The following is a 15,981-nucleotide window of genomic DNA, read 5'->3' on the forward strand; positions in this document are numbered from 1 at the left end:
TCGATCAGGCCGCGTTCGGTTGCCTGGAGGCCCGACGGCTCAGCCGAGCCGATCCGCGATGCCCGAGAGGGTCTCCTTCAGCCCCGTCATCCGTTTGGCGGTCTGATCCTCGCCCGTCACCCGGATTTCCCCGGCGAGGGCCTCGATCTGGCGAGCGACCGCGGCGTCGCGGCCGTTCGCATCGACCAACGGCGTCGCCAGGTCCAGCGCGCCGGTGATGCGGGCCATCATCTCGGCGGGCATGGCGTCATCGCGCGCCAGCTGGTCCAGATAGGCGCGGGCGACCACGGGATGGGCGGGCCAGCTCACCGGGAACTGCTGCTGGGGGTTCACCGCGCCACCGACGTCGGCCATGGCCGCGGCGGCGATCTCGTTGGCGGTCAGATGCTCGCTCGGCTCCAGCGTCAGCACGTCCAGGCCACGGGCGATCTCCGTGCCGTAGATGCGGCCATTGTACCAGTATACGGACCAGTAACCGCCCATGGTGCCGTGCTGCTCATTGATCGGTCCACGGTCGAAATAGGCGATCTCGCGGGGATTGGCCGAGTCGGTGAAGTCGCTGATCGACAATCCGCCCTGGTACCAGGCCTGGACGAACAGGTCGCGGCCGGGCACCGGGATCAGCGAACCGTTGTGGGCGACGCAGTTTTCCTTGTCCGTCTGGGCCGCCGGCAGCTTGTAGTAGCTGCGGAAGACCAGCTGGCCGTCGACGATGTCATAGATGGCGTTGGCGCCCCAGGTGCGGGGATCCTGGACCCGGCAGCGCGGACGTCCGCCGCCGCCCCATTCGTCGGTGAAGATCACCTTGGTGCCGTCGTTGTTGAAGGTGGCGGAGTGCCAGTAGGCGAAGCCTGTGTCGGTCACCGCATCGAGCCGCCGCGGCTCGAGCGGGTTGGAGATGTCGAAGAGGATGCCGTTGCCCGAGCAGGCCCCGCCCGCGATGTTGCGCGACGGGAACAGGGTGATGTCGTGGCAGTGGTCGGTGCGACCTGTGGTCTGCGTCCCTTCACCGTGGTCGCCGCCCTGCCACAGGCCGGCGATCTGGCCGGTCTCGGCGTCGGCGAAGACCGTGGGGCTGTCGATGATGCGCGACCGGGACGGGTCGGCCAGGGGGATCTCGATGACATCAACCCGGAACAGGGCCGTGCGCGGATCGCCCGGCGTGCCGACGACGCACCCGGCCAGTTCCTCTTCATCGCGGATGTTGGCGGTGCCGGAGTTGTAGACGACCAGGCGCCGTGCGTCTTGGGCCACCACCGAATGGGTGTGCGAGCCGCGGCAGGTCTGGACCTGCCCGACCTGGACGGGGCGGGTCCGGTCGCTGATGTCGAAGATCCGCAGGCCGCGGAACCGCTCGGGGTTCACCTGGCCGGTCACGCCCTGGCGGCCGCAGTCGACCCGGCCGCTGTTGGACTCGACCGACATCAGCAGCAGGTTGCCGACGATCGACACGTCGCCCTGACCGCCGGGGCAGACGATCGAACTGATCAGTTCGGGCTCGGCGGCGTCGGTCAGCCGGTACAGGTTGACGCCGTGATAGTTGCCGACCGCCAGAAGGTCGCCGGCGAATGCCATGTCGGTGTTGGCGAAGCTGAGGAAGGGCGAGCGGCGGCCGAACTGGGACGCGGCGCTGTCGCGGGCGACCCCGTCGTCGGCGACCGTCGGAACCGCCGGGGGCAGGCCCTCGGGGTTGGCGGGATCGAAGAAGCCGGTCGGCTTGGGCAGGCTGGCGATGAGGGCCAGGTTGCTGGCCGCCTGACCTGCGTCGCGGAATCCGGCGGACAGGGTGCTGCGCGGATCGCCGGCCTGCTGGCGCGACAGGGCCGTCATGCGGTCGATCTCGGCCTGCTGTTCGTTGGTCACGTCGTTGGCGAAGCGGAACAGCACCGGATCGTAGGCGGAGCCGGAGCGCGCGAACAGGTCGGCGACCATCTTCACCGCCCCCTCGTGGTGGGCGATCATCAGCCGGAGGAACTGCTGGTCGAAGTCGGGGCCGCTGGCGGCGGCAAGCGCGGCCATCTGTTCCGCCGTGGCCATGCCCGGCATGCCGGCATGGGCCGCGCCGTGCTGGCTGTGATCCATTCCCGCCATGCCGGCGTGGCCGGCGGCGGCGGCCGGCGCTTCTTGGCCGCGCTCGCGCAGCCAGCCCTGCATGAATTCGATCTCGTCGGCCTGGGACGCATTGATACGGCCGGAGATGTCGCGGATCGCCTGGGTGTTGGTCCGCCCGGCGACGAGCGCGGCCATCTCGACGGCCTGGGCATGGTGAAGGATCATGTCCTGCATGAATTTCACGTCGTCGGCGGAATAGCGGTTGTCGGCGATGCGCGAGGCTTCCTCGCCGCTCAGGGCGCGGGCGGCCTGGCCCGGCGCGCCGGGCTGCACGATCGGGGCGTCCTGCGCGAAGGCGCCGGTGGCGCAGAGCAAGACGCCAGCGGCGACGGAGGAGCCCAGAAGCTTGCGAATGGACGGCGCGGATCGATGCATCGGCTTGATCTCCATTTTACGAACGTGCGTCAGGGCTAGCATGGGATTTCCGACGGCACCAACCGTGGCGTCTCTCCCCGGCCCCGGGACTAGCCGGCCACGCGCCTGAGCACCACGCCGGCCATCGGCGGCAGCGCGCCCCGGGGCGGCGTTGCCAGATTGACCGCCTCGACGACCTGCATGCCTTCTGGCGGCGACCACGGCGCGGGCTCGTGACCGAGGTTGAAGACACAGACCAGCCGTTCGTCGTCGGACACCCGTTCGAAGCAGAGAATGTCCCCGTCCGACTCCAGCATGTGCATCTCGCCCCGGACGAGGGCGGGGTGCGATTTTCTCAGGGCGACCAAACGACGGGTGACGTGGAGCATGGCGTGCGGATCCGCCTCCTGCCGATCCACGGCGAGGTCGACGTGGCGCGGGTCGAGCGGGAGCCAGGGTTCGACGGTCGAGAAGCCGGCCCAGGGCTGGTCGGCGCGCCACGGAATGGGCGTGCGCGCGCCGTCGCGGCCGAGGGTCCGGGGCCAGTTGGCGATGGCCTCTGGATCGACCAGCCGGTCGAAGGGAACCTCGCCCTGGGGCAGGGCCAGCTCCTCGCCCTGATAGATGAAGACGTTGCCGCGCAGGGTCATGAGCAGGAGCATGGCCATCCGGGCCATGGCGTTGAGGTCGCGACCACCGGCCCAGCGCGAAATGGCTCGCGGCGCATCGTGGTTCGAGAAGGTCCAGGACGGCCAGCCCTGTCCGTCACGCCCGTGCCAGGCCTCGGCGCCCATGCGGACCAGCTGCCGCTCCAGCGTCGGGGCGTAGAGGTAGAGGAAGCCGTAGGCGCTGTTCAGATGGCCCTCGCCGCGGGTGAAGGCCTGCATCTCGCGCTCGGCATGGTCGCCCGCCACCTCGGCGACGCTGAAGCGACCGCCATAGCTGTCGGTGAGGGCGCGGATACGGGCGAGGAAGTCGACAATGCCCGGCTGGGACTGGTTGTGCACCTTGTCCTGGAAGTCGAACGGCCGGGTCCGCGGTCCGCCGGGCGGCAGCGGCGGATTGTCGGTCAGCTTCGGGTCATGCATCGAAAAGTTGATGGCGTCGAAGCGGAAGCCGTCGACGCCGCGGTCCAGCCAGAAGCGCGCGACCTCCAGCAGGGAGTCCTGGACCGCTGGATTGTGCAGGTTCAGCTGCGGCTGCTCCGGCAGGAAATTGTGCATGTAATACTGACCCCGCCGCGCGTCCCAGGTCCAGGCCGGCCCGCCGAAGACCGACTGCCAGTTGGAGGGCGGCGAGCCGTCGGGTTTGGCGTCGGCCCATACGTACCAGTCCGCTTTCGGCCCCGAGCGGGACTGGCGGCTTTCCGCGAACCAGACATGCTTGTCGGAGGTGTGGGCGAAGACCAGATCGGTGATGATCTTCAGGCCGAGCTGATGGGCGCGGGCGATCAGGCGGTCGAAATCGGCCAGGGTCCCGAAGACCGGATCGACGTCGCAATAGTCGGCAACGTCATAGCCGAAATCCTTCATCGGCGAGGTGAAGAAGGGGCTCAACCAGACTCCGTCCACGCCCAGCGAGGCGATGTGATCGAGGTGGGCGGTGACGCCGGGCAGGTCGCCGACGCCGTCGCCGTTCGTGTCGGCGAAGCTGCGCGGATAGACCTGATAGATCACGGCCCCACGCCACCATTCTGCGGTGGCGGCAGGGGCGGGCGGGCGGTCGGATGAGCGGGGGGTCACGCCGGGCCTTCATCGGGTTGATGGGTCACCCACTGTTGAACACCACCTGCGCCGCGGCGTCACCCACCGGCGTCGGCCCAACCGCTCAATCCGGGCGCTACTGCACCAGCGCCTCGATCAGATCGCCCATGCGGTCAGGTTTCGCTGACCCTGGCGGCCTTGATCCCTGCACGATTTGCTCGATCCCTCAGAACGTCCAGAACCCGGGCGAAGGCGAGGTCCCTGGAACGCAGCAGGACGAGCAGGTGGTAGATGAGATCCGCCGCCTCCTCCGTCAGCTCCGCCACATCCCCGGCCGCGCCTGCGAGGGCGACTTCCACGCCCTCCTCCCCCACCTTCTGGGCGGCGCGCTTCGGGCCTTGCGCCAGCAGGCGGGCGGTCCAGCTTTCAGCCGGGTCCGCGGCGGCGCGTTCGGCGATGGTCGCCTCCAGCCGGGCGAGTCGACCGAGACCCGGCGCATCCTCCTCGCCGAAACAGCTGATGCGGTTCAGGTGGCAGGCGTTGCCGACGGGACGGACCTTCAGGACCAGCGCATCGGCGTCGCAGTCGGGGGTGATCGATACGACGTGAAGCCGGTCGCCCGAGGTCTCGCCCTTGCGCCAGCGGCGGCCGCGCGAGCGGGAGAAGAAGGTGGCTTCACCGGAGGCGATCGTCTCGTCGAGGGCGGCGCGATCCATATAGGCCAGGGTCAGGACCTGCAGGGTGCCGGCGTCCTGGACGACGACGGGGATCAGGCCCTGGCCCTTGGCGAAGTCGAGTTGGTCGGAATCGATCACAGTCTCATTTCCTGTCCGGCGTCCGAAAGGAACGCCTTGAGATCGGGAATGGCCAGGGCCCCGGTGTGGAAGACGCTGGCGGCGAGGGCGCCGGAGACGTCGGCCTGTTCGAACACATCGCGGAAATGCGAGGCCGCGCCGGCGCCGCCCGAGGCGACCAGCGGGATGGTCAGACGGGCGCGGGCGGCGGCGAGCTGGGCGATGTCATAGCCGCGACGGACGCCGTCCTCGTCCATGCAGTTGAGCACGACCTCGCCGGCGCCGAGGGCCTGGGCCTCGACGATCCAATCAAGGGTGCGGCGGCCGGCCCCGCGGCTGGCGGTCGGGTCGCCGGTGTACTGGTGCACCAGCCAGTCGTCTCCGGCGCGTTTGGAGTCGACGCCGACGACCACGCACTGGCTGCCGAGGCGTTCGGCCATTTCGCCGATCAGGTCCGGGCGTTCGAGGGCGGGGGAGTTGATCGAGACCTTGTCGGCGCCGTGGTCGAGGCAGCGGGCGGCCTGATCGACCGAGCGGATGCCGCCGGCGACGCTGAAGGGGATGTCGAGCAGGCGGGCGATGTTACGGACCCAGCCGTAGTCGAGCGTGCGGCCCTCGGGGCTGGCGGTGATGTCATAGAAGACTAGTTCATCCGCGCCCTGATCGCGGTAACGGGCGGCGAGCTCGGCGGCGTCGCCCATGTCCGCGTGGCCCTGGAAGCGGACGCCCTTGACCACCCGGCCGTCCTTGACGTCGAGACAGGGGATGATGCGGCGGGCCGTCATGCCGCGAGCGCTTCTTCGAGCGTAAAGCGGTTCTCGTAGAGGGCGCGGCCGACAATGGCTCCGTCGCAGCCGAGGGCGGCGGCGGCGGTCAGGTCGGCGACCGTGGCCACACCGCCGGAGGCCTGGACCTTCAGATCGGGACGGCGGCGGATGATCTCGCCCAGCAGGTCGAGGTTGGGGCCGGTCAGCGCGCCGTCGCGGCCGACGTCGGTGACCAGCAGGTGGCGCGCGAGGGTGGGCGGATAACGGTCCAGGGCGGTCCACAGATCGACCCCCGCCGCCTCGGTCCAGCCCTTGAGGGCCGGGACCCAGCGGTCGCCGTCGGCCTTGACGTCGATGGCCAGGGTGATGCGATCCGGACCGAACCGGCGCAGCCAGTCGGCCACGGTCTCCGGCTGTGACACAGCGAGAGATCCGACCACGACCCGGGCGACACCGGCGTCGATCAGGGCGGCGACATCGTCGGCGGAGCGGACCCCGCCGCCGGACTGGATGCGGATGTCGATGGCGCGGGCGAGGTCGCCGATGAGGGCGTGCTGGACCGCGCGCCCGGCTTCGGCGCCGTCGAGGTCGACGATGTGGGCCCAGGTCGCGCCGGCGGCCGCGAAGGCGGCGAGGCGGGCGGCGGGCTGGTCATCGTAGCGGGTGACGGCGTCGAACCGGCCGTGCATCAGCCGCACGCAGATCCCGTCTTTCAGGTCGATGGCGGGATAGACGATCACGCGGGAAGCTCCAGGAAATTGCGCAGGATGCGGGCGCCGGCGGCGGCGGAGCGCTCGGGGTGAAACTGGCAGCCCCAGCGGTTGGCGCTGCGGACCATGGCGGGCACCGGGCCGCCGTAGTCGGCGCGGGCAAGGGTCGCCGAGCCGTCCGGGCAGACGAAGCCGTGGACGAAATAGGCGTATGCGCCGTCTTCGATCCCTTCGAGCAGGGGATCGCCCCGATCGGCCGTCAGGCGCGACCAGCCCATGTGCGGCACGGTCAGGCCCTTGCCGGGCTCCAGCCGACGGACGGCGCCGGGGATCAGGCCGAGCAGGGGGATGGGCTCGCCCTCCTCGCTGGTCTCGAACAACAGCTGCTGGCCGAGGCAGACGCCGAGCAGGGGACGCGGGAAGGCGCGGATCGGTTCGACGAGGCCGAGCGCGGTCAGCCGGGCCATGGCGTAGGCGGCCGCGCCCACGCCCGGCAGGATCAGCCGTTCGGCTTCCGTGACCGCCAGAGGGTCGTCGGTCAGGCGGACGATCGCGCCCAGCCGCTCCAGGGCGAACCGGACCGAGGCGGTGTTGCCGGCGCCGTAGGCGAGGACGGTGACCTCGGTCACAGCACGCCCTTGGTGCTGGGCACGGCGTCGCCCTCGATGCGGATGGCCTGACGCAGGGCGCGGCCAAAGGCCTTGTAGACGGCCTCCGTCTTGTGGTGGTCGTCGTCGCCGGTGACCGAGACATGGACGGCCGCGCCCATGGCTTCGGCCAGCGAGCGGAAGACGTGGGCCGTCAGATCGGTGCGGTAGTCGCCGATGAAGGGGGTCGAGAAGGTCCCCTCGAAAACCGGGAAGGGTCGGCCGGAGAGGTCGATGGAGACGCTGGCGTTGGCCTCATCCATGGGCAGGACGAAGCCGTAGCGGGCGATGCCGCGGCGTTCGCCGAGCGCCTGCTTCAGGGCCTGGCCGAGGGCGATGGCCGAGTCCTCAATGGTGTGGTGCGGGTCGGTGTGCAGGTCGCCCTCACAGGCCAGCCGCAGGGAGAAGCCGCCGTGGGCGGCGACCTGCTCCAGCATGTGGTCGAAGAAGCCAACGCCGGTGGCGATGGAGACCGGGCCGGTCGCGTCGAGGTCGACGGCGCAGACGATGCGGGTCTCCTTCGTGTCGCGGACGGCCTCGCCAGTGCGGTGGACACGGCCGGATGCCGCGCCGAGACCGAGGGCGGCGAGGAGCCGGTCGTTGACCCCGGCCCTGGCGGAGACGGGCAGTCGCAGCCGGTCGCCGGCGCGTTCGGCGGCGAGGCCGAACCGGGCGAGCGCGGTGAGGACGGCGTCCGGGTCGGTGGGCCGGGCCATGATCACGGGGCCGAAGCCAGGCTCGATCTTCATGTCGCGGGAGAGTGCCTTGCTCAGCCGCTCGCGCTCGGACCGGACGAGGGCGATGCGCGCCGTCGTCTCCATCATCCGCGAGGGGTCAAGCGCCTGCAGGGCGAGGCGGATGGAGACCTCGGGCAGGGCGTAGGGCTCAAGCACAGAGGCGAGACGGGCGAGCGTTTCCGGCTGGCCGAGGGCGGCGCCGACGCGGGCGCCGGCCAGGCCATATGCGAGCGAGAGGCTACGCAGGACGATCAGGTTGGCGTGGTCCTGGAGGACGGTCGTGGCCGATGGGGCGTCCGCGAACTCGGCCATGCCTTCATCGATGACCAGCAACGCCGGGGCGACCCGTTCGGCCATTTCGGCCACCGCCTCGGGCGAGCCGAGGGCGCGGAGGATGACGACACCGGTCGCCGCGCCGGCGGCGGGCGGAGCGTAGAGGGCGGCGAGGGCGCGATACGGCTCGGCGTCGGGGGCCTCGACGCGCTGTCCGTCACGGGCGGCGAGGCGGAAGACCAACTCGAGGCCGTGGGTCAGGCCGCGGACCGGCAGAACGCTTTCGGCGCTCACGCCATAGATCTGGGCCATGCGGGCGGCCAGCGCGCGCGGCTCGGCCGGATATCGGTCGAGGCCGTCGCCGCCGGCGACCAACGGGGGGAAGGGGGCGGGCAGGTTGTTCATGCGCCGGTCCTCAGATCCGCGGCGCGGGCGTGGGCTTCCAGTCCCTCCAGCCGGGCGAGGCGGGCGGCGACGGGCGCGAGGGCGGCGGCCCCGGCCTCGGTCACGACCTGGACCGACATGGTGGTCATGAAGCTGGCCGTGGTGACGCCGCCCATGGTGCGCGCGGCGCCGTCGGTGGGCAGGACGTGGCTGGGGCCGGCGGCGTAGTCGCCGAGGGTCTCGGCCGCGAAGCCGCCGACGAAGACGGCCCCGGCGGCGGAGATGCGGCTAACCAGTTTGTCGGCGTCCACGGTCTGCAGGGCGAGGTGCTCCGGCGCATAGAGGTTGGCGACCTCGCAGGCCTCGGCGACGTCGCGGACGCGGATGGCGCGGCCTTCGGCGAGGGAGGCTCGGGCGATGTCGGCCCGGGGCAGGGTCGCGAGTTGCTGCTCCACCTCGGCGAGGATGGCGTCGATGTTGGCCCGGCTTACAGAGACGAGGATGACCTGGGCGTCGGCGTCGTGCTCGGCCTGGCTGAGCAGGTCGGCGGCGGCGATTTCAGGGTCGGCGTCACGGTCGGCGATGACCAGCAGTTCGGACGGACCGGCGGGCATGTCGACGGCGGGGCCGCCGGGCAGGTTCGACGCCTGCTTCTTGGCCTCGGCGACCCAGGCGTTGCCGGGGCCGAACAGCTTGTCGCAGGGTTCGATGACGCCGTCGTCCAGTTCGGCGCCGAAGGTCAGGGCGGCGATGGCCTGGGCGCCGCCGATCAGCCAGAGCGCATCGAGTCCGGCCTCGGCCGCGGCGAAGATCATCGCCGGGTGCGGCTCGCCCGCGGCCGAGGGCGGGGTGACGGCGATGCGGCGGCCGACTCCGGCGACACCGGCGGGGATGGCCAGCATCAACAGGGACGAGAACAGCGGCGCCGAACCGCCGGGGACATAGAGGCCCGCCGAGCGCAGGGGACGCCAGACGAGGCGTGAGCGGACGCCGGGAATGATCTCGACGTCGGGGGTGTCCTCCGGTCGTGTGGCCTCGTGGAAGATGCGGATGTTCTCGGCCGCCATGCGGATGGACCGGGTGTCGGCGGGCCGCAGGGCGTCGCGGGCGGCAGCGACGCGGTCGGGCGTCAGCTCCAGCCGGCGCGGTGCGGCGCCGTCCAGTTTCAGGCTCCAGTCGGTCACGGCAGCGCCGCCGCGCGCGCGGACGTCGTCCATGATCTCGCGCACCGTATCGGTCACGCGCGACTCGGTGCGGCGGCGGGGACGGGCCAGGGCCTCAAGGCGGCCGGCGGCGTCGAGGGTGCTCCAGTCGATACGTCGCATCACATCATCTTCTCGATCGGAAGGACGAGGATGGCCGAGGCGCCGGCGGCCTTGAGCCGTTCCAGCGTCTCCCAGAAGACGGCCTCCTGACAGACGGCGTGGACAGCGACGGCGTCGTCGCGGCCGGACAGGGGCATAACCGTTGGCGCGCCGGCGCCGGGCAGGATGGCGGTGATTTCGGCCAGGGCCGAACGGGGGGCGTTCAGCATGACGTATTTGGCGCCCTGCGAGGACACCACCCCGGCCATGCGCTCGACGATGCTGTCCAGCAGGTGCTGCAGGCCGGCCTCGGGCGCGACGGGCGATTTGATCAGCACCGCCTGGCTGTCCAGCACCGTCTCCTTCGCCGCCAAGCCGTTGGCCTCCAGCGTCGCGCCGGTCGAGACCAGGTCGCAGATAGCGGAGGCGAGCTTCAACCGGGGCGCCACCTCGACCGCGCCGCGCATGGTGACGATGTCGGCGGAGACGCCCTGCGCATCCAGATAGCGGCGCAGGATTTTCGGATAGGAGGTGGCGATGCGCAGACCGTCCAGCGAGGCCGGGCCGTCGTAGGCCAGGGTCGGGGGGATGGCGATCTTGAGGGTGCAACGGCCGAAGCCCAGCGGCATCAGCACCTCGGCCGTCGGGCCGCCGTTGCGGACCTCCTCCAGCACATTCTCGCCGACGATGCCGAGGTCGCAGACGCCGTCTGCGACGAATGTGGGAATGTCGTCGTCGCGGACGCGCAACAGGTCGATCGGGTAGTTTTCCACCCGATAGAGCAGGTCGTTGTTGCCCTTGACCACGCGCAGGCCCGCGTCGCGGACGAGGTCGAGGCTGCGGTCGGACAGGCGGCCGGATTTCTGGACGGCGATACGCAGCCGCCCCTGGACAGTGCTCATGACGGGGTACTCAGACTTTCGGGTTCAGACGGTCCAGCACCAGGCGGTAGCCCTGATGCGGCATCTCTTTCAGGAAGCGGGCGACCCGCACGACGGTGGTCGGGCTGGCCTGGGCCTCGGCGGCGATCTCGCGATAGGACTTCCCGCCGGCGTCGAGCAGGCGGGCGACCTCCCAGCGCTCGGCGAAGGCCCGCACCTCGGACGGGGTGCACAGGTCGGCCAGGAAGGCGTCGACCTCGTCCCGCGTGTTCAGCGACAACAGGGCGTCATAGAGGGCGACGCGGCTGTTGGCCGTGGCGGCGGCGTTGCGGGGGAGGGTATCGGTCATGGCGCGTTCCACTATGGTGTAACGCTGGAACGGTCAAGCGGATAAATCTCGCGGTGCTGCAATGGGCTCCGAAGATTAACGCAGCGCCGCGTTGATCCGGTCGAGGGCCGCCGCGCCCGGGGTCAGCTCGGCGTCGGACAGGGCGTTGAGCGGCCGGGCGACCGTCGCCAGCGCGTCATGCAGATCTTCCGACTCGGGGTCGACATAGAGCAGGCCGGTGACGATCTCACCGACGGCCTGTCGTTCGTGCAGATAGGCCATGGCCTTGACCCGGTCCGTCGCGTCGTAGTCCTGGGCCACCTTGCGCAGCATCAGGATCGAGCCGTCGTGCTGGGCGACTTCCACCAGAGAGCCGGGCGCGTAGGCGGCGGTGACGGGTACGCGGCCGAGGATCACGTCCAGCCGGTTGACCGCCTCATTGTGCTCGCGCACCCAGTCGAAGCTCTTGGTCGAACCCTTGTGGTTGTTGAACGCCACGCAGGGGCTGAGCACGTCGATGAAGGCCGCACCCTTGTGGGTCAGGGCCGCCTTGATCAGGGGGACCAACTGGTCCTTGTCGCCGGAGAAGCTGCGGCCGACGAAGGTGGCGCCCAGTTGCAGGGCCATGGCGACCAGGTCGATCCCGCTGTCGGAATTGACCACGCCCTTCTTGGACTTGCTGCCCTTGTCGGCGGTGGCGGAGAACTGGCCCTTGGTCAGGCCGTACACCCCGTTGTTCTCGACGATATAGGCCATGTTGACCCCGCGCCGCATGGCGTGGGCGAACTGGCCCAGACCGATCGAGGCGCTGTCGCCGTCGCCGGAGACGCCCAGATAGATCAGCTCGCGATTGGCCAGATTGGCGCCGGTCAGGACAGAGGGCATCCGTCCGTGCACGGTGTTGAAGCCGTGGCTGGCGCTGAGGAAATAGTCCGGCGTCTTGGACGAGCAGCCGATCCCCGACAGCTTGGCGAGGCGATGGGGCTCCAGATCAATCTCGAAACAGGCCTGGACGATGGCGGCGCTGATCGAGTCGTGGCCGCAGCCCGCGCACAGGGTCGAGACCCGGCCCTCGTAGTCGCGGCGCGTGAAGCCGAGCGCGTTGGTCGGCAGGGAGGGATGATGGAACTGTGGCTTGACGATGTAGGTCATTGCGCCATCTCCCCGGCCGCAAGGGCGTCGACCGCGCCCATCCCCCGGGCGAGCTCGGACTGGATGAACCGCGCGGTGATCGGCGAGCCGTCGTAGTTGAGCACCTTGACCAGACGGGCCGGATCGACCCCGCCCTCGTTGATCAACAGGGTGCGAAGCTGGGCGTCGCGATTCTGCTCGACCACGAAGACCAGTTCGTGATGGGCGATGAAGTCGAACACCTCGCCGGGGAAGGGGAAGGCGCGGACGCGCAGGGCGTCCACGTTCAGGCCCTGTGATTCCAGACCCGCCAGGGCCTCGTCCATCGCCGGTGAGGTCGAGCCGTAATAGATCACGCCGAAGGAGGTCTGTTTCGGGGCCCTGCGCAGGATCGGCGCGGGTACGAGCGTTCTGGCGGTCTCGAACTTGCGCAGCAACCGTTCCATGTTGTCGACATAGACGGACCCCTCCTCGCTGTAGCGGGCATAGGGATCGCGGGAGGTGCCGCGGGTGAAATAGGCGCCCTTCGACGGATGCGTCGCCGGCAGGGTGCGGAACGGGATGCCGTCGCCGTCGACATCCTTGTAGCGGCCGAAGTCCGCGCCCGCCTCGAGCATCTCGGCGGTCATGACCTTGCCGTGGTCGAGGCGGCGGCTGTCGTCCCACCGGAAGGGTTCGACCAGCCATTCGTTCATGCCCATGTCGAGGTCGAGCATGACGAAGACCATGGTCTGGAGCCGGTCGGCCAGATCGAAGGCCTGGGCGCCCATTTCGAAGCATTCGCCGGGACCTTCGGGCAGCAGCAGGACGTGTTTGGTGTCCCCGTGGCTGGCGTAGGCGGCCGACAGAATGTCCGACTGCTGGGTGCGGGTCGGCATGCCTGTGGACGGTCCGCCGCGCTGGACGTCGAAGATCACCGCGGGAATCTCGGCGAAATAGGACAGGCCGATGAATTCCTGCATCAGCGAGACGCCTGGCCCCGAAGTGCAGGTGAAGGCGCGCGCGCCGTTCCAGCCGGCGCCGACGACCATGCCGATCGAGGCGATTTCGTCCTCCGCCTGGACGATGGCGTAGCGGGCTTGCCCGGTTTCCGGATCGTGACGCAGCTTGCCACAGTAGTCCGTGAAGGCTTCCGCCAGCGAGGTCGACGGCGTGATGGGGTACCAGGCGCAGACCGTGGCCCCGCCGTAGACTGCGCCGAGCGCCGCCGCGGTGTTGCCGTCGACGAAGATCCGGTCGCCCACCGCATTGGCCCGCTCCAGCTGCAGTCCGAGCGGTTGGAGGGTCTGTTTCGCGTGGTCGAAGCCGATGTGCAGGGCCTCGATATTGGCCGGGATCATCGCCGGCTTCGAGGCGTAGGCCTCGGCCAACAGGCTTTCGACCACCTCCTGCTCGATGCCGAGCAGGAAGGTCAGGGCGCCCAGGCAGATGATGTTCTTCATCACCTTGCGCTTGGACGGCTCGACGTAGGCGGCGTTGCACAGGGCCGTCAGAGGGACGCCGACGACGGTGATGTCATCGCGGAACCGGCTCGGCGGCATCGGCTTGGTGGAATCGTAGAACAGGTAGCCGCCGGGATCGATCTCGGCGACGTCGCGGTCCCAGGTCTGGGGATTCATGGCGACCATCAGGTCGACGCCGCCGCGCCGGCCGAGCCAGCCGTGGCCGCTCACCCGGATCTCGTACCAGGTCGGCAGCCCCTGAATGTTCGACGGGAAGATGTTCCTCGCGGCCACGGCCACGCCCATCCGCAGGATGGCCTTGACGAACAGGCCGTTGGCGCTGGCCGAGCCCGAGCCGTTGACGTTGGCGAACTTCACCACGAAGTCGTTCACCGCCCGGGTCGGCCCCGTCATTTCGAGCACCCGCCGGCGTGGGTCATCTCGATGATGACCTTCTGCATGTCCCAGGCCCCCGTCGGGCAGCGCTCGGCGCACAGGCCGCAGTGCAGGCAGACGTCCTCGTCCTTCACCAGCACCCGTCCCGTGGGCAGGGCGCCGGAAATGTAGAGGTCCTGGGTCAGGTTCAGGGCCGGCGCCTTGAGGCGGGGGCGCAGGTCCTCTTCCTCGCCATTGACGGTGAAGGTGATGCAGTCGGTCGGACAGATGTCGACGCAGGCGTCGCATTCGATGCACAGCGGCGTGGTGAACACCGTCTGGACGTCGCAGTTCAGGCAGCGCTGGGCTTCGGCCAGGGCGAGGGCGGCGTCGAAGCCCAGCTCTACCTCGGCCTTCACATTTCCCAAGGCTTCGGCGATCGGCAGCTGGGGCACGATCTGGCGATCATCGTCGGAGATGTCGTTGTCATAGCTCCACTCGTGGATGCCCATCTTCTGGGATGAGACCAGCACGCCGGGCGGCGGTCTGAGGCGCACGTCATTGCCGCGGCAGAAATGGTCGATCGAGATCGCCGCGTCGTGACCATGGGCCACGGCCCAGATGATGTTCTTGGGCCCGAACGCCGCGTCGCCGCCGAAGAAGACCTTGTCGTTGGTCGATTGAAGCGTGGTCTCATTGACGACGGGCATGCCCCATTCATCGAACTCCAGACCGATATCGCGCTCGATCCAGGGGAAGGCGTTCTCCTGACCGATGGCCACCAGCACGTCGTCGCATTCGATGTGCTGATCCGGGGCACCGGTTGGTTTCAGTGTGCGGCGGCCCTTGTCGTCGATCACCGGCGTGACCTTCTCGAAGGTGACCCCGGTCAACTGGCCGTCGGCATGGGTGAAGGCCTTGGGGACGAGAAAGTTGAGGATCGGGATGCCCTCGTGCGTCGCGTCCGTCTTCTCCCAGGGCGAGGCCTTCATCTCCTCGAACCCGGAGCGCACGACGACCTTGACGTCCTCGCCGCCGAGGCGGCGGGCGGTGCGGCAACAGTCCATGGCGGTGTTGCCGCCGCCCAGAACGATCACCCGCCGGCCGATCTTCTCGATATGGCCGAACGAGACGCTCGAAAGCCAGTCGATGCCGATGTGGATATTGGCGGCGGCTTCCCGTCGGCCCGGCACGTCCAGATCGCGTCCGCGGGGCGCCCCGGTGCCGACGAAGACAGCGTCGTAGTCTTCCTTGAGCAGCGCGCCCAGGCTGTCGATACGCTCGCCCAGCCGCATCTCCAGGCCAAGGCCGGTGATGTAGCCCATCTCCTCGTCGATCACGCTTTCGGGCAGGCGAAACCGCGGGATCTGGCTCCGGATCATGCCACCCGATTTGGCGTCCGCGTCATAGACGACCACGTGATAGCCGAGTGGGGCGAGGTCCCGCGCCACGGTCATCGAGGCCGGACCCGCGCCGATGCAGGCGATCTTCTTGCCGATCCGGTTGAGCGGCGCGACCGGCATGCGGGCGGCGACATCGCCCTTGTTGTCGGCGGCGACGCGCTTGAGCCGGCAAATGGCCACCGGCTCGTCCTCGACCCGCCCTCGGCGACAGGCGGGCTCGCACGGGCGGTCGCAGGTCCGCCCGAGGATGCCGGGGAAGACGTTGGACTTCCAGTTGACCATATAGGCGTCGGCGTGGCGCCCTTGGGCGATCAGCCGGATGTATTCGGGAACGGGCGTATGGGCCGGACAGGCCCACTGGCAATCGACGACCTTGTGGAAATAATCCGGCGCCTCGGTGTTCGTGGACTCCAACGCGTGGAACTCCTCTTCCCCCGCTCCCGCGCCTGGGTGGGAAGAGCTGTCCGAATACACAGGACCGCTCGCCCTACGCACGCAACAGAAGCTCGAGCGACCATTCAGACCGCGCCCGTAGTCTCAATCAGTACGTCCGGGGGCGCCGCCCGTCCAGCGGCAACCTGTGCCCGTCGCCGGGCCCGGCGACGGGAACGCTAAGCCCGTTCGGCTCGCGTTGTG

Annotated in this window: 13 protein-coding genes; all 13 read right to left on the bottom strand. The window is 69.4% G+C overall.

All coding sequences use genetic code 11. The annotated features are described in order from the left end of the window. Positions 1 to 39: 39 nt before the first annotated feature. The 13 genes from B2742_RS11895 to B2742_RS11955 all read right to left on the bottom strand — a co-directional run bounded on the left by B2742_RS11895 (position 40) and on the right by B2742_RS11955 (position 15,759). Positions 40 to 2,487, bottom strand: a complete 2,448-nt coding sequence (locus tag B2742_RS11895; RefSeq protein WP_292066525.1) for a DUF305 domain-containing protein — start codon at positions 2,485 to 2,487, stop codon at positions 40 to 42. 89 nt (positions 2,488 to 2,576) lie between these two features. Then, positions 2,577 to 4,208 (bottom strand): alpha-glucosidase, encoded by a 1,632-nt coding sequence (locus tag B2742_RS11900; RefSeq protein WP_292066526.1) that lies wholly within the window; start codon positions 4,206 to 4,208, stop codon positions 2,577 to 2,579. Between the two features lie 134 nt (positions 4,209 to 4,342). Further along, a complete protein-coding gene (gene hisIE, locus B2742_RS11905; RefSeq protein WP_292066527.1) occupies positions 4,343 to 4,984 on the bottom strand; it encodes a bifunctional phosphoribosyl-AMP cyclohydrolase/phosphoribosyl-ATP diphosphatase HisIE in 642 nt (213 codons plus the stop codon). Further along, a complete protein-coding gene (gene hisF, locus B2742_RS11910; protein ID WP_292066529.1) occupies positions 4,981 to 5,748 on the bottom strand; it encodes an imidazole glycerol phosphate synthase subunit HisF in 768 nt (255 codons plus the stop codon). Before hisF ends, hisIE begins: the two co-directional genes overlap by 4 nt. Beyond that, positions 5,745 to 6,470 carry a 1-(5-phosphoribosyl)-5-[(5-phosphoribosylamino)methylideneamino]imidazole-4-carboxamide isomerase gene (hisA, locus tag B2742_RS11915; RefSeq protein ID WP_292066530.1) on the bottom strand — a complete coding sequence of 242 codons (726 nt, stop codon included), beginning with the start codon at positions 6,468 to 6,470 and terminating at the stop codon, positions 5,745 to 5,747. The genes hisF and hisA overlap by 4 nt, the downstream gene beginning before the upstream one ends. After that, complete coding sequence (hisH, locus tag B2742_RS11920) at positions 6,467 to 7,069, bottom strand: imidazole glycerol phosphate synthase subunit HisH (protein WP_292066532.1); 603 nt, start codon at positions 7,067 to 7,069, stop codon at positions 6,467 to 6,469. Before hisH ends, hisA begins: the two co-directional genes overlap by 4 nt. Then, entirely contained in the window at positions 7,066 to 8,502 is a 1,437-nt protein-coding gene (gene hisB, locus B2742_RS11925; RefSeq protein ID WP_292066533.1) for an imidazoleglycerol-phosphate dehydratase HisB, read from the bottom strand. Before hisB ends, hisH begins: the two co-directional genes overlap by 4 nt. Further along, positions 8,499 to 9,806 carry a histidinol dehydrogenase gene (gene hisD, locus B2742_RS11930; protein ID WP_292066535.1) on the bottom strand — a complete coding sequence of 436 codons (1,308 nt, stop codon included), beginning with the start codon at positions 9,804 to 9,806 and terminating at the stop codon, positions 8,499 to 8,501. The genes hisB and hisD overlap by 4 nt, the downstream gene beginning before the upstream one ends. After that, positions 9,806 to 10,687 carry an ATP phosphoribosyltransferase gene (gene hisG, locus B2742_RS11935; protein ID WP_292066537.1) on the bottom strand — a complete coding sequence of 294 codons (882 nt, stop codon included), beginning with the start codon at positions 10,685 to 10,687 and terminating at the stop codon, positions 9,806 to 9,808. Before hisG ends, hisD begins: the two co-directional genes overlap by 1 nt. 10 nt (positions 10,688 to 10,697) lie before the next feature. After that, positions 10,698 to 11,015: a YerC/YecD family TrpR-related protein gene (locus B2742_RS11940; protein ID WP_292066539.1), complete on the bottom strand. Its 318-nt coding sequence runs from the start codon at positions 11,013 to 11,015 to the stop codon at positions 10,698 to 10,700. Positions 11,016 to 11,090: 75 nt separating this feature from the next. Continuing rightward, positions 11,091 to 12,146 (bottom strand): 2-oxoacid:ferredoxin oxidoreductase subunit beta, encoded by a 1,056-nt coding sequence (locus tag B2742_RS11945; protein WP_292066540.1) that lies wholly within the window; start codon positions 12,144 to 12,146, stop codon positions 11,091 to 11,093. Next, the gene (locus B2742_RS11950; protein WP_292066542.1) at positions 12,143 to 13,981 is read right to left on the bottom strand and encodes a 2-oxoacid:acceptor oxidoreductase subunit alpha; all 1,839 of its coding nucleotides are present in this window, start codon (positions 13,979 to 13,981) and stop codon (positions 12,143 to 12,145) included. The genes B2742_RS11945 and B2742_RS11950 overlap by 4 nt, the downstream gene beginning before the upstream one ends. Further along, positions 13,978 to 15,759: an FAD-dependent oxidoreductase gene (locus B2742_RS11955; RefSeq protein WP_292066544.1), complete on the bottom strand. Its 1,782-nt coding sequence runs from the start codon at positions 15,757 to 15,759 to the stop codon at positions 13,978 to 13,980. Before B2742_RS11955 ends, B2742_RS11950 begins: the two co-directional genes overlap by 4 nt. Between the last annotated feature and the right edge of the window lie 222 nt (positions 15,760 to 15,981).

This window comes from Brevundimonas sp. UBA7664, assembly GCF_002483305.1.
Classification (GTDB): domain Bacteria; phylum Pseudomonadota; class Alphaproteobacteria; order Caulobacterales; family Caulobacteraceae; genus Brevundimonas.